The sequence below is a fragment of the Paenibacillus gallinarum genome (assembly GCF_014836635.1).
GTDB lineage: Bacteria > Bacillota > Bacilli > Paenibacillales > Paenibacillaceae > Paenibacillus > Paenibacillus gallinarum.
In genome coordinates this window covers 160,288-175,374 of record NZ_JACSQL010000009.1, presented here as the reverse complement: position 1 = coordinate 175,374, position 15,087 = coordinate 160,288, and the positions used below count along the sequence as shown (strand labels likewise).

The 15,087-nt window shown below is 42.6% G+C and carries 10 protein-coding genes; 4 read left to right on the top strand and 6 right to left on the bottom strand.

Features of this window, described 5'->3' with window-relative positions:
• Positions 1-152: 152 nt before the first annotated feature.
• Entirely contained in the window at positions 153-5,282 is a 5,130-nt protein-coding gene (locus tag H9647_RS26205; protein ID WP_318245334.1) for a rhamnogalacturonan lyase family protein, read from the bottom strand.
• A gap of 273 nt (positions 5,283-5,555) precedes the next feature.
• Between H9647_RS26205 and H9647_RS18140 the strand changes: the two genes are divergently transcribed.
• Positions 5,556-6,002, top strand: a complete 447-nt coding sequence (locus tag H9647_RS18140) for a hypothetical protein (protein WP_191802577.1) — start codon at positions 5,556-5,558, stop codon at positions 6,000-6,002.
• Positions 6,003-6,017: 15 nt separating this feature from the next.
• Here the strand turns inward: H9647_RS18140 and H9647_RS18135 are convergent, their stop codons facing one another.
• The 4 genes from H9647_RS18135 to H9647_RS18120 form a co-directional block, all read right to left on the bottom strand.
• Entirely contained in the window at positions 6,018-7,034 is a 1,017-nt protein-coding gene (locus H9647_RS18135; protein WP_191802574.1) for a Gfo/Idh/MocA family protein, read from the bottom strand.
• Between the two features lie 148 nt (positions 7,035-7,182).
• Positions 7,183-8,091 carry a carbohydrate ABC transporter permease gene (locus tag H9647_RS18130; RefSeq protein WP_191802572.1) on the bottom strand — a complete coding sequence of 303 codons (909 nt, stop codon included), beginning with the start codon at positions 8,089-8,091 and terminating at the stop codon, positions 7,183-7,185.
• Positions 8,092-8,147: 56 nt separating this feature from the next.
• Entirely contained in the window at positions 8,148-9,026 is an 879-nt protein-coding gene (locus H9647_RS18125) for a carbohydrate ABC transporter permease (protein WP_191802570.1), read from the bottom strand.
• An 80-nt stretch (positions 9,027-9,106) separates the two neighbouring features.
• Positions 9,107-10,336, bottom strand: a complete 1,230-nt coding sequence (locus tag H9647_RS18120) for an extracellular solute-binding protein (RefSeq protein ID WP_191802714.1) — start codon at positions 10,334-10,336, stop codon at positions 9,107-9,109.
• A gap of 253 nt (positions 10,337-10,589) precedes the next feature.
• Here H9647_RS18120 and H9647_RS18115 point away from each other — a divergent pair, with 253 nt between their 5' ends.
• A complete protein-coding gene (locus H9647_RS18115; protein WP_191802568.1) occupies positions 10,590-11,492 on the top strand; it encodes an ArsR/SmtB family transcription factor in 903 nt (300 codons plus the stop codon).
• A gap of 93 nt (positions 11,493-11,585) precedes the next feature.
• On the opposite strand, the gene H9647_RS18110 is transcribed toward H9647_RS18115, so the two are convergent.
• The gene (locus H9647_RS18110) at positions 11,586-12,386 is read right to left on the bottom strand and encodes a hypothetical protein (protein ID WP_191802566.1); all 801 of its coding nucleotides are present in this window, start codon (positions 12,384-12,386) and stop codon (positions 11,586-11,588) included.
• A gap of 195 nt (positions 12,387-12,581) precedes the next feature.
• Between H9647_RS18110 and H9647_RS18105 the strand changes: the two genes are divergently transcribed.
• Both H9647_RS18105 and H9647_RS18100 read left to right on the top strand, forming a co-directional pair.
• Complete coding sequence (locus tag H9647_RS18105; protein WP_225229389.1) at positions 12,582-13,628, top strand: FecCD family ABC transporter permease; 1,047 nt, start codon at positions 12,582-12,584, stop codon at positions 13,626-13,628.
• Positions 13,628-14,671 (top strand): FecCD family ABC transporter permease, encoded by a 1,044-nt coding sequence (locus tag H9647_RS18100; protein WP_225229388.1) that lies wholly within the window; start codon positions 13,628-13,630, stop codon positions 14,669-14,671. The genes H9647_RS18105 and H9647_RS18100 overlap by 1 nt, the downstream gene beginning before the upstream one ends.
• The last annotated feature ends 416 nt before the right edge of the window (positions 14,672-15,087 follow it).

Sequence of the window (15,087 nt, the reverse complement as noted above, 5' to 3'; positions counted from 1 at the left end):
ACAATGGGTTAAACGCTTCCTCAGAATCAAATCTGATCCCTACCTCGCAAGAAAAGCACATTTTGCCCTATTATTTTCACAAAATAAATAAAGAAGCCGGTCGTGGATTGAATAACAATCCTTCGCCCGGCTTCTCTTACTCTAGTACTATTTTATTTCACTTCAACACGGATGACTTCACTTCTTACCTGCCCATGAGGGTTAGACAGTTCAATCTCATATTCGTATACGCCTGCTGCCTTGCCTGTTATCTCAGTGTAGGCTGTCTGTGCATCAGGTGTCGTTGCTGCTAATTCCTGCGTATCTACTAGTTCACCATTCTCATACAGCTTATAGAGGGTACCATTGGTTCCCCACCACATATTCATCGTGATCCGGTATTCGCCGTCTTGATCCCAGTTATCGCTTGATATACTAGGCTTATTCGGAGCAGCATCTTTTACCGTTACGGTGTGAGGAGCACTTTGTGTTGTTCCATGTGCGTTTATCAGTTCTACCGTGTACACATACGTACCATTATCTCTTCCTGCTAGTGGAACATGAACACTTTGTGCCTGAGGTGTATGGTCAGATAAAAGCTCTGTATAAATCAGTTTCCCGTTCTCATACAGTTTATATCTTGTTCCATTCTCACCCCACCACATATTCATAGAAAGCGTGTATTCTCCGTCCAAAAGACCATTATTGTGTCCGTTATTATCGGATAGTACAGGAAGTCCTGGCTTTCCTTTTGCTGATCCATTATCTTCAGCGCCTGTATAACGAATGTTTGGAGCCGCAGGCATCTCCATTCCTGCTCCTAAATAGAAGCCCGTATGTGGAGGCTGATTATAGGCAACATTCTGCCATGCAACACCTAAGCGGTAGATTGGATCATGCATTAACGTACGAATACGATAGTTCGATTCATCCGTTGTTGTATAAATCCGAAGCTCTGTGCTGTCCTGAGAACGCCAGATAACTTCTTCACGCCAGTCTCCCAGCAGATCCGCTTGTAAACTTGGATTGGCTTTCGTGGAGTTGTTCGACGCAGCGCCAGTGGCTGTGAGTAAATTGATCGTTTTTTGGTTTTTGTAATCCCACTTATCGATCCTGATATCATCTTGCAGCTCTCTGAGCAGATCGCCATCCCACCAGATACCAAAGTTTGTGGATGAAGGGATTTTAGATGTTATTTTTTCTCCTTTAATAGAATACAATCCGCTTAGCGGAATATGCTCTGCATTGGTGATTGTAGCAGACCATACTTCTTCTCCCGGATAATTCGGGTCAATATCAGCTGACATCCCTCTGCCTACGTCAATTCCCATAGGTACTCCCCATAGAATATCACCTGTATTTGCGTCGCGTACTTCCATGCCGTATTTCGCATTTCTGTCTTCATGAACACTAAATATTTCAAGACCTTCACGCTTAGGATCGAGATCACCAAAATGCATAGCATCACCGTGACCGAGTCTTGTATTGTGAAGCGGAGTACCGTCATCATCAATTGCGATTGCACCAAACAGGATTTCATCTTTGCCATCGTTATCTACGTCACCGACGGATAGATTATGATTTCCCTGTCCTGCATAGCTGCTAAGACCCTCATCATTCGTGTCAAAACGCCAGCGTTTGGTCAGTTCCCCGCCTCTGAAATCATAAGCAGCAAGTACTGTTCTTGTATAATAACCTCTTGAGAAAACAAGGCTTGGATGTTCTCCATCCAGATAAGCAACGGTCGCAAGGAACCGATCAACACGGTTGCCGTATCCATCTCCCCACGAACTTACATCACCGCGAGGTGGGTCATAAGGAACGGTACTCAGTGCCTTACCCGTTGGTCCTTCGAATACAGTGAGGAATTCATTCCCAAGCAAAACGTATCCAGAGCTATTGCGATGATCCAGTGTGCCATCTCCGATAACTACACCAGCTCCGTCTTTGGTACCGTCTGCTGTCTTCATAGCAACTTCCGCTTTTCCATCTCCATCAAAATCGTAGACTAAAAACTGAGTGTAATGTGCCCCTGCACGAATGTTAGGACCCATTTTGATACGCCATAGTTTTGTTCCGTCCATTTTATAAGCATCCAAATACACTTCGCCTGTATAACCTGATTGTGAATTATCTTTGCTGTTGGTTGGCGACCACATCATAACGATTTCATACTGGCCATCCCCGTCGAGATCACCTGTACTCGCATCTCCCGCATAATAAGAATAAGGCTGGCCATCCTTGGTATAACCATCTGCTGGTTTATCTAGAGGAATGGATTTATATTGTTGTTGCCATACGGAGAATGTCTCCGTAGCTTCTTGTTTTACTCCACCTACAATCGGTTCAATCACGTATTTCGATTTGTCCGTACCCCCTGTATCAACATAGTTGGTACGATCCGTAATCGGTTTGCTCGTAATGAGCTTGTTATCACGGTAAATTTGGAAAGCGATTGAATCTGGGTCCAGACCAAGCATTCTCCAGCTAATAAATACTCCGTCTTCTGTTTTGACTGCAACAGGTGCACGATCCAGGTTCTCCATTTGACGATATAACGTGGTTACTGCTTCGGTAACAAGTACCTCTGACAAATCAGAGATTCCTCCAGCATTTACAGCCGCCACTTTATAATAATAAGGTATCGTACTGAGAATCGTTTGATCTGTGTACTGCACTTCTTTTGTTTTACCGATGAGATTGTAAATTCCGTTCTCTTTATCCGAACGGTATACATTATAGGAACGAGCCTTTTCGTTCGGTTCCCAAGTAAATGTGACCTCATTTTTATGAATAGAACTTACTTTTAAGCCCGTAGGAATGCCGGCTTTCTCAACAGAGGAATCGATCATGGAAGCCTCTAGCGGTGTAGAAGCAACCGATTCAAGCCCCGCCGCATCCACTGCGGTTACTGTATAGGTATATTTCATACCAAAATCCACCGTTTCATCTTTCCAAGTGAGTTCGGAAGTTTCAGCTAAGAAAGATGCTTTCGCTTCTCCATCTGCCTGACGATATACACGGCATAAGGCTGCACTATCCATGCCTTTCCAAGCAATCTCAGCGGAAGGAACTTCACTCGCAAGGTCCACTTTCACAAGTTCCAGACCCGTTGGTGCAAGCAGAAGAGGTGTAATCTCAATTCCGTTCACATGTGCGGTTTGTCCAGAGAAAACCATATTGATTTGTCCATCTTGTACTGTTATTGGTGCATGCAGCTTCTCAGCAATATTCTCTTTGCCAGAGCTTATTGTTCCATAGTCCTTCCCTTCAATGTTCACGTTCGTTCTTGTAGAACCAATCCAGTCTCCAGTATACGATTTCACGGCATATGTACCGTTAGGAAGATCTACCTTAAGTTCGTAAACCCCACCGAAATTGATAATAAAATCACGGCGAAGGGCATCCGTAGCCCCGCCTCGATCACGGTCTGCCAAAGCACCTTCATGAACGACAAGTCCATAACCGCGTTCCTTGGTATAGAGGATATTACGATTAATCTCCGTGTATCCTTCCGCTACAGGGGAACTCGGAGGTCCAAAATCATAACGATAAGTGGCTGATTTTGTTCCAATCGTTACTTCTTCAGAAGGATCAGAGGAACCTTTTCCATTTACCGCGATAACATGCGCAGTATATGCATTTCCTTCCGAAAGACCAGCCAAGGAGAAGCTAGGCACGGTAGCTGTTCCTGCTAACTTATATGCCGATTCCGCATCTGTCTGAAGCTTGACGTAGATCCGGTAAATATCAGCACCCTCTACCGCATTCCATTTTAATAACGCACCACTGTTACTGATGTTACCTGCTACAAGACCGGTTACAGGACTTGGTTTCGCATCCGGCAGGTCCTGCTCTTTTACATATTCCGATAGTGGAATGTTCAGTTCTTTGATCGACTGAGCAACCATTCTAGCAAGCTGAATAGCTCCATACTCCTGAAAGTGTGTGTTGTCAGCTGATCCATTTGGAAATGCTGCGTACACTCCTGGGTCGGTATGCAAAAAGACAGATTTGGTCTCTTCTGGACCAATGGAATCATAGTAGGCTCTGCTCAGCGTACTAAGATCGATAAGTTTTGTATTTTCCTCTGCTGCTACCTCTTTCATTGCATCTACATACTCTGGGAAACTCACATTGAATTTACCTGTATCTGCATTGAAATCTCTTCTTCCTACCGGTGTAACAAGAATCGGGATAGCCCCGCGCTGCTCTGCACCGTGGATATAAGTTCTGAGATATTCTTTAAAGTCAGCTGGCGAAGCGTACCGATCCGGAATCGAGATCGTCGCATCGTTATGACCGAATTGAATAAGAAAATAATCTGCTGGCTGGATGACTTTTAGAATATCATCGAGTCTGCCTTGATCGATAAAAGATTTCGTACTTCGTCCGCCAATCGATTGATTCTTAATCACAATTTCTTCTCCGAAGAAACGAGGGAGCATTTGTCCCCATCCAGCTTCCGGCTTCCAGTATGGATCGTAAGTCTGCACTGTGGAATCTCCAGCGATATAGATTGCCGGATTACTGCCTGGTGTCCGGTCCGGAAGCTTTGTAATGACCAGTGCGTTCAATTTAGCTGCAGATCCGGTGAATTCCAGACTCAGCTGGCCATCAACCAGTGCAATGGAGAAATTCATCTCCAAAAACTCGCCTGCCCCTTTGGCAGTCAGCTGTACTTTTTGCATCCGCTCTGTCTTAATCGCAATCTCCGAGCCTTCCCCCTGATCCCCTGCAATAAGAGCTACGTTATAATCGCCATTTGGCAGATCAATCTGAAATATGCCATTATCCACATGTGCATAATCAGAGCGAAGCAGGTCATCTCCGCCACGGTCATGTACAGTAACTGTGGACAAATCTGTAAAACCATACCCTGCCTCTTGTGAATAAGAGGACTGTGCATTTACTCCGATATAACCTTCAGCTACCGCTCCATCCCCAAAATCAAAGCGATATTCGCCTTCAGCAGCCATCTTCAGGTTATTCTCTGCATCGTTCGTCTGTGGCGCCACAACGTCGCGATCCACATCCGCTTGCGTCTCATCCCCTTGCACTTCCTCCTCTACTCCTTCCTGGCCTTCTTCTATTACTTCTTGCCCTTCTTGTGCATCCTCTTGCACTTCTTCTTGCACACCCTCGTCTGCTTCATCTTGGACCTCATCTTGTACTGCCTCTGCCTTTACCGTCTGTCCACCCCATTCCATTGGCATTGCCATCGTTGACAGCACCATAAGAAAAACAAGAAAAATGATAAAAAATCGAGATTTTCCAAAATGGTGCTTCCTGCTTGATTTCATGAAGATGCCTCCTTTACGTTCGAAATGTAACCCCTTTCATCGTAGCTCTAGATAACTTCTTTTAACATCAAAAAAACAGTGTATTTCGTGCATATATCAGTGTTCTTTATCCCAGGTATTGAACAAAAAAGTGACGACTTCTAATCGAAATCGTCACTTTTTTCATACTTCTAACCCTTTTATTACCTATTTAAATAGGGTAATGTTATTAGGAAGTATTTTCCTTATACTTCGTTACATGCTGAGTTTATTACTATAAGAGGTGAAATAACGATGTTTTCCTTTTTGTTCACTTTGGTTGTTGCGGCCATATATACAGCGATCAGTCTAATAAAAGGGTATGAATATGATAGTAAATTGCTTACGATTTTTACATCTGCGATCGCAGTCGCTTTTACTGGGGCACAATATTTTCTTCTAGGGCTCGATTCTATTCTTACAGCTATATTCTTAGTTCTAGCATTAACGTTAGTATATGCTTATACAAGTACGGTACATAGGAAGCAGCAGGGCCAAGTCAGAAAACCATTAAAACCTTACCAAATCGTATTAGCCGGGGTAGGCTCTATTGTCTTCATTACCTCTTATAAACTGTTTGTGGAGAGAACACCACCAGCAGATGTTCCGTGGCTTCAAATTGTGATTCGTATTACGCTTACTCTTGTTGTACCTTTGTTTATCTTTCGTTACTTTGACAACAGAAAATCACATTCTGAATAAAGAAAAGACAGCATGTTATAAAAAGACCTTCTTCCCTGTCCTTGCACTCTCTAGCGCGCCAAAAACCATTGCTGCGCTATGGATATGATCAAGGGCATCTGTTTCCGCTGGTCTATCCTCCGCAAGTGCAGCAAACATCTCATCTAAGCACCCGCTATGTCCTTCTCTTCCGTTCCACCTTGCTTCTGCTTCCGTTCGGACAATTTCATGAAAAAATCCTTCACCAGCCTGTTCCTGCTTTTGCTCACTGAAGGGCATATGGACTCCGTCCCAACGGGCAGATCCCTGACTTCCCAGCACACGCCAATCTGCTTCCCACGAAGTAGGCTGGCCGATAGCTGACCAAGACCCCCGATAGCTAAATACAGAACCATCACTCATTTCAAAAATACAGATCGCAGAAGCATTTCCCTGATACCAGGAACCTTCTGCGTTATATTCATGACAATACACCGACACGGGATTTGCTCCCGTAATAAATCTGGCTTGATCAAAAGTATGAATCGCCATATCAATAATAAGCGGGCTGTCCATGACATCCCGAAATCCGCCAAACCGAGGACCGAGAAAAAAGTCAGCGTGTATTGATCCTATTTTGCCAATAGCCCCTGATTGTAAATGATCACGAAGCGCTCGAATCTGCTTGAGATAACGGCGATTTTGCATCACAGCATATCGCTTACCCGTACGCTTACTGACCTCCACAATTTCACGTGCATCTTCCAGAGATTCCGCCATCGGTTTCTCACCAAATACATGGCATCCTGCCTCAAGCGCCGTGGTTACCACTGATTTATGACTTGAGGGTATGGTCACGTCAAATACTAGATTCGCATTCACAGACTGAAGAGCAGTGCTAAGATCGTTATAAATCGGCACTATAAGTCCTCTCTTCTCTGCCATCTTCATCGCATTCTCTTCATATATATCTACTAAGGCAGCGATATGTACATCGTCCCGCTCCGCCGCATAGTCTAACCAAGCATTCGACATTCCGCCGCAGCCTGCTACAATCACTTGATGATGCTTCATGTTCTCCCTCCTCATTATCATAAATAAGTAATTATAGGGATTATATGTTTTAAACCTAAAAAAAACCAGCACTCGCTTCACATGGCGAGGGACTGGTTTTCTTTGTTATTTATACGGGAGGAATTGTCTTGTTTTCTAACATGATAAACTAACCTTTAATACCGGAATTGAGGTTAATGGATTGAACAAAATACTTCTGTGCAAATAAGAACAGCAATAAAGTAGGGATAATAGCAAGAATGGCAGACCCCATCAATTGTCCGATCATACGGTAGTTACCATAAATATCTTGTAATAACAGTAGACCCGCGGTAACCGGCATTTTTTCAACATCGGTATACACGATTACCGGCCAGAGGAAGTCATTCCATGATCCGGTGAAAGAGAAGAGCGCGCATACGATTAAGATGGGTTTAACCAGCGGAACGATAATAGATAAATAGATTCTAAAATCAGATGCACCATCGACACGAGCCGATTCATCTAAATCTTTGGGAAGTCCATTCATAAACTGTCTCACGAGGAATATATTCCCCATCCCTGCTAAACCAGGAATGATCATAGCCCAGGCTGTATTTACCCAACCGAATGCATCAATAATTTTGTAGGAAGGAATTAGATTAACGACACCTGGAAAGAAAGAAATCCCTAGTAATGTAAAAAACAAAGCGTCTCTTCCTTTAAATTTCATACGGGAATACCCATAACCTGTTAATGAAATAACGACAACAACGAGAAGCGTATGTGTTGTTGCGATAAACAGGGAGTTCCCCAACCACCGCATAATAGGGGCTGTAGAAGTATTCGTTAAAGTCGCAATATAATTATCAATCGTCCAATCTTTAGGTAACAATCTAAATCCGGATGATACGACTTCAGATTGTGACCTAAAGGAGGTGGAAATCCCGAATACGACAGGGATGACCCAAATAACACAAAGTAATCCTAAGAAAATATAAGCTGCGTATTTAGATACGCTATTATCAGAAGGTTTCTTTTTCCCTCGAGTATTTCTGTTTAGGGGCTGATCAATCTCATTTACTAACGGATTTGACATAGCGGTCCATCTACCTTTCCATTTCCATTGTAAGCAAAATATTATTCTCTATGAACTTAAGCAGCGTTTCTGTTCATCACATAATATTGCAGGGCAGAGATTACTAAGATAACGAGTCCGAGCAGTACTGCCATAGCAGATGCCATACCCGCAATGGATTCACCGTTACCAAAGGCCAATTGACGGATATACATCATGAGCACATGCGTGCTTTGTCGCGGTCCGCCATCTGTCATCATTAACGGTTGTCCAAATACGTTAAAGGCACCACCGGTAGTCATAACAAAGGTATAAATTAACGGGAAACGGATGGAAGGCAAGGTAATGCTGGCAAATCTCCGGACAGGTCCTGCTCCATCGAGTTCTGCAGATTCATACAAATCTTGCGATACTCCACTGATCGAAGCACGGTAGATAATCATATTACCGCCAACACCGCCCCAGACAGTAATAACAATGATAATTATCCAGGCATAAGGCTGAGTAGCGGGCCATGCAACATCGGAACCAAGCAAGTTCCCCGTAATACCTAACTGTTTATTAAAGATCAGTAGCCAGATCAGAGCTGCTGCTGATATAGAAATCAATCCCGGAATGTAAATAATGGACTGGATCAGGTTTTTCATTTTTACTTGTTTATGCTCTAAGGCAACGGCAATCATCAAAGGAATAATAATGAGCAGCGGGACACTGATCCCCACAAAGATAAAGGTGTTTTTCATCCCATTAAAAAATTGGGTATGAAACGTAGAATCTTGATTAAACAAAATCGTTTTATAGTTATCTAATCCTACCCAAACTGGTTCATTCATTAAGTTCCATTTTGTAAATGATGCATAAATACCATAGATCGTTGGAAGCAGTACAAAGATGGCGAATAATATAATATGAGGGCCTACAAAGAAAGCGGGAGCCCAGTTAATCTTCTTTTTCATAGGAAATCATTTCTCCTTCTGAATAAAGTAATGTGCCAATGGATGGCACATTACTCTATACAATCTATTCAGTTCAAATCCTATTGTCCGCTTGTACCTTCTGCAATTTTATCTTCTACAAATTTTTGCATTGTGTTTAATGTCTCATCTATGTCCACATTACCGCGAGCCAGCTCAAGTGCATAAGTATCTACTGCTTCAGCAATGTATGCATAATATTCATACGTGTAGATGTACAAAGATTCAATCTCTTTCTCATTAGAAGTAAAGAAGGACTGCATATATTCTTGGTACTCAGGGCTTTCGTTAACTTGTTTACTTGCTACGTTCTGTCCTGCTTTTGCCCATTCAAGAGAGTTTTCACGAACGAACTCAAGGAACTTAGCAATCCCTGCTTCTTTCTCATCTGTTCTTTCTTCGTTGGTCAGCATGGCGAACAAGTGAGAAGAGGATCTGTTTGTGAACTTGTCTGCAGTTGGAGTGTATACATTTGTTACACCAAAGTTTAATCCTTCAACATCACCGTGCGCATTGGAGCTCCAAGTTCCGTCTGTGGAGAATAGAACGTTACCGGATTGGAACATCAGATAGCCGTCTTCACCATATGGTGTCATCAAGCCAGCGTCCGCAATTTTTTTCACTTCTTCAAAAGCTTTTTTCATAACTGGTGTATTCACTGCAGGTTTTCCATCTTCTTGAATGTCCCCGCCCAAATTCTGAACTTGAGATAGAATAACCCAGCCCAGCAAAGCATCATTCACTACGTAATCGTTTGCATCGAGTTTACCTTGCAAGGAAAGCATTTCATCAATGGTTACGACGTTATCATCAAGGAAAGATTCTGCATCATACTTTTTGAGCAAATCTTTATTGTAATACATAACAACACTATGAATGTCCAAAGGAACAGAATACTGTTTACCATCAACTGTTCCTGTTGACCAAGCTTGAGGAAGATAGTTTTCTTGTTTAAGTTCAGGCTCAGCAGCCATCACATTTGTCATATCTTCTAAAGCACCTTGTTTAACATATCCTGGAACACGGTCAGCATGGATAATAGACAGATCTGGTACTCCCTTACCGGAATTTAGTACGGTAGAGTTTTTCGTATACATATCTGAAGTAACTACATGCTTAACCTTTATTTCAGGCTCAGTTGCATTGTAATCTTTAACGAGCTGATCCATGTAAGCACCATCGTCACCCGTTAGTGGTGTCCAGAATACAATTGTGTTTTTATCATTCCCACCACAACCCGACAAAACTGTAATTAGCACAACAGCAAGAACTAAAGATGTAAGACCCCGCATTTTTTTCAAGACGTTTTCCTCCCGTTTTCTGTATATTGGAAATTATTACAATTCGCAATCATCATACCTCCATACTGAAAGCGGTGTCAATAACTTTTATGTAAATTTAATTCTTTTTTTCTATGTAAAGTTAACTTATTTGTTTATTAAAAGCATATATAAAGTACCAATATTTACTTTGATTATCTTTCGTGTTACTTTGGTACTGGTTAATATATGTTAAGATTAATTATTTTGGAAAGAAGTGGATAACATGCAGCTGGAAATCGATAAGTCCTCGCTCGTTGTTTACGAAGCCTTGGCAAGTGAAGTGCGAATTAGAATTATTCAGTTACTCTCTAAGAATAAAATGAACATCAAAGACCTAGCAGAAGAGTTGCAAATTAGCAGCCCAATTGTTATTAAACATATCAAGAAGCTGGAAGATGCCGGAATTATTAAAACTGAAAAAGTTCCCGGGAAGTCCGGCCTTCAGAAAATTTCCACACTGAGAGTCGACCACATTGAAATTAATTTTCCCAAGAAAATCTTTCATTCTTTTGCCTCTTATGAAACCTCTGTTCCGATCGGTCATTACAACGATTTCGATCTGAAACCTACCTGTGGTCTTGCTACGGATAAAGAGTTTATAGGAAGAGTGGATGAACCAAAGTATTTTATGGATTCAAAGCGAGTAGATGCGGAAATATTATGGTTTACTCAGGGGTTTGTCCAATACAATATCGCTAACTTCTTAAAAAAAGAGGAAGAGTTACAACAGTTTGAAATCAGCTTAGAAATCGCCTCTGAATTCCCTTTCTCCAATGATGTATGGCCTTCTGACATTACCTTTTCTTTAAATGGATTAGAACTTGGAACATGGACAAGTCCCGGTGATTTTGGCGATGCAAGAGGAAAGTTCACACCCAAATGGTGGCCGCATAATATTAACCAGTATGGTCTGTTGAAAACCATCCGTATTACAAGCCATGGCACTTATATTGACGGGGATCCGATTTCATCCGTATCCGTAAATGATTTAGATACAACCTGCAGTCGTTGGACTTTCCGGATTGAAGTAAAAGAAGATGCCGAACACATTGGCGGGGCGACCCTATTTGGTAAGAAATTTGGGAATCATGATCAAGATATCATGTTTAAATTATATTATCTTTAATCGACCTTATCCTCAGAAAAAAGTCATCCAAGACAAAGAACATCCATTCTTCGGATGTCCGTAATATAAATGATATTCCCTTTCCTTTTTCTGTCACCACTGCTCTAGCATTCGTAGTGTAACTACTACATCAATATCTTCCATAAGTGAATCTATAACGAGGGTGAGGTTATCTCCATCTTCAAGATCCAACATCACACCCTCTTCCATTAGACTAACAGAGGTATTGGTAAAGGCTCCGGCTATACCCGTCATGGTTCCTTGGGTGACAACTCGTCCATTCGTAACGACCGTACACGTTGTATTTACTTCTAACGCTGTTTCTTCCGCAGGAATCTGCGTTGTCGGCGTCGGATACCGATTAAAACTTCCGTCGGTTGTCCCACCCTGGACCAAAGTATACCTAATAGGATTCCTTGTCAGGATATCCAATCCCTCTATATAAACGGAAGCGGCTACTCCATTCGGATTCGTAAAAGAAAGGTTTTTTCTGAAACTCATGACAGCATAATTATCAACTTGTGTAATAGATTTGACAGATCTAATCTCAGAAGTGATCCTGCTGATATTTACCTCCTCCGTTTCAATTGGAGTATAGAGACCCTCTGCGTCGACTCCGTAAAAGGAAAATTCCAACCCGATTGTCGAGTAAACCGCATTAATCTGAAAATTATCATATCCCACCTCGTATGTGCGGTTGATCACTTCCTCTGCATACAAAAAAAAGAGATCTTCTGCAAAAGCAGCTTGCTGACTCCCATTATTCACGAGACCCTTCAAGTAACAAAGTCCTGAAGAGGTATTATTATTAATGACTTTGACAATGACTTGGACGTATGGCCTAATCCCCTGAATCGGTATATTTATAAGATTTCGTGTCGTAATTGTTGGCATACGGATTCCCCTTTCCCCTTCCTTGTACACCTGATATTATATGCTTCGATGATTATAAAAAGTTCGGGTGTTATGATATAGTAGATTGGGCTAGGGCCTCCTTTTGGCCGATAAGACTCATTATAACTACCCCCTCATTCTACTCTGGAGTGATAATAATTCTCATCATTACTGCTGGAAATAGGAGTCATCAAATTGAATAATCCCTTTTCAAAGAATCATAATTCATCAAAATTAAAAATACATGTTAGACCTGTCAGAGCTTTTTTGACCCTCGCTATAGGTCTGATTGCTGTCGTTCTATTCATGGGTGTATCTATTGCTGTGGGTGCAGCTGATATCCAGCTTTCTACTGTCTATGAAGCTATTGTCAGCTTTAATCCGGACATCACCCAGCATACGATTATTCATGAACTCAGAATTCCGCGTTCAATCGCCGATGTACTGATAGGCGCAGCCTTTGCAGTAGCCGGGGCAGTCATGCAAGGAATGACGAGAAATCCGCTTGCTGACTCTGGTCTGCTTGGTATTAATTCAGGGGCGATCTTTATGATTGCTGTAGCACTCGCATTGTTTCCTGGAATGTCCTATAACGGTACGATGATCTTTGCCTTTATTGGTGCTTTTATTGCAACAGTACTTGTATATGGAACAAGCTCTCTAGGCAAAGTCAGAGTCACTCCGATTCGGCTTGTACTTGCGGGCGCAGCTGTATCCGCACTGCTTACTGCACTGAGCCAAGGCATTGCTATTCATTTCAGGTTGAGCCAAGATCTTGCTTATTGGGTTGCTGGCGGTGTAGCAGGCATCAAAATGTCTCAGGTGTTATCTATTCTTCCATGGATCTGCTTAGCGCTGATTGCCGCTATGCTAATTTCACGATCGATTACGCTGATTAGTCTAGGTGATGAAGTCGCGTCGGGACTTGGACAAAAAACAGGACTCATCAAAATCATGGGCGGTATAATTGTGCTCGTGCTGGCTGGTGCAGCTGTGTCGGTTGCCGGACCGATTGGTTTTGTAGGGCTTGTCGTTCCTCACCTTGTCCGTTACATCGTTGGTGTAGATTACCGCTATATTATTCCCTGCTCAGCCGTTGTCGGAAGCCTCCTGATGCTTCTTGCTGATATTGGTGCAAGGATGATTAATCCGCCTTACGAAACACCCATCAGTGCACTTTTCGCGCTTGTTGGTGTTCCCTTTTTCCTGTATATCTCACGTAAATCAGGGAGGGGTCTCTAATGAAAAAATCACTTGCTGAACAAATGCAAGAAAGTACACAAAAACGTCGTAAACGCCAATGGGCAGTCATGATCACTTTTGCTGTCTTCATGGTTGCTTTCATCTTCATTAGTATGAACACTGGTTTCTCGAAGCTGACACCTGCGGAAGTACTAAACACACTCTTTGGCAAAGGTACCTCTCGGCAAAGCCTTATTTTATTTGAATTTCGACTGCCTCGCATTGTCATCTCGATGCTTGTAGGTGCTGGACTTGCTGTATCAGGTTGCATTCTGCAAGGGGTATCCAGAAATGCACTAGCAGACCCCGGGATCTTAGGAATTACTTCAGGCTCCGGGCTCATCGTTGTGCTATACCTGTCCTTCTACAGCAGTGCTGCTAAAGCACCAACGCTGCTATTGCCTTTTCTCGCCCTAGCTGGGGGTCTAATGATCGCAGCTATTATTTATATGCTCTCTTATAGTAAGAAGGATGGGCTGAATCCTAATCGAATGGTGCTGACGGGAATTGCGGTTACTGCAGCTGTGAATGGTCTAATGATTGTACTTATGCTCAGGCTTAACCCGAATAAGTACGACATGATAGCCAGCTGGCTTGCCGGGAGCATTTGGGGATCGACCTGGAAACAGGTACTTACTCTCCTGCCTTGGGTATTGCTGCTTATCGCCTTCGCCTTTTTGAAATCGCGAATGCTCGATGCTTTATCACTAAATGAGAATGTCGCCTCTTCGCTTGGTGTGAATCTCAATCGTGAACGGCTGTACTTGCTGCTGATTGCGGTAGGATTAGCTGCTGCCTGCGTTGCCTTTACGGGTGGAATTGGATTCGTTGGTCTGATTGCTCCTCATCTCGCACGCCGTCTGGTTGGTCCAGGGCACCGAATGTTGCTGCCTGCGTCCGCACTCGGCGGTGCACTGCTGTTGCTCATGGCAGATACACTTGGCCGGTTGATATTTCCTGCTACAGAAATTCATGCCGGAATTATGGTGGCCATTATTGGGGCTCCATACTTCCTTTATCTGTTGTCTAGATCGAAAATGTAAGGAGAACTTACTCCAGTAGAATTAAGCTGTCAGGCCTATGCTTGGCAGCTTTTTTTCGTCATTTATTAGATTCCATATCTTGTCTGTTCAGCTTGCGCAAGAGATGATACAATTCCATTTCAATAACCTTTATATCTGTCACGGATCTATCATGATTAAGTGTGACATTTTTCACTGAGTCATAAATAAGGCCTATGATATTTTATCCCGTATCTAACCCTTTTATTTTTACCCATCACCTACTTACGTGTGCCTAAACACTTTATCAGATTAGCGTGTCAGTGTAGTGTCCTCTTTTCGGTTATCATTTTTTGTTAAAAGAGAGGCATGCTGGGTATAAATAAACAGAGTGTAACTGTGAATTATATATAGGTTGTTAAAAGAAATGTGGAGTTCCTGAATTTACATGTCCCATA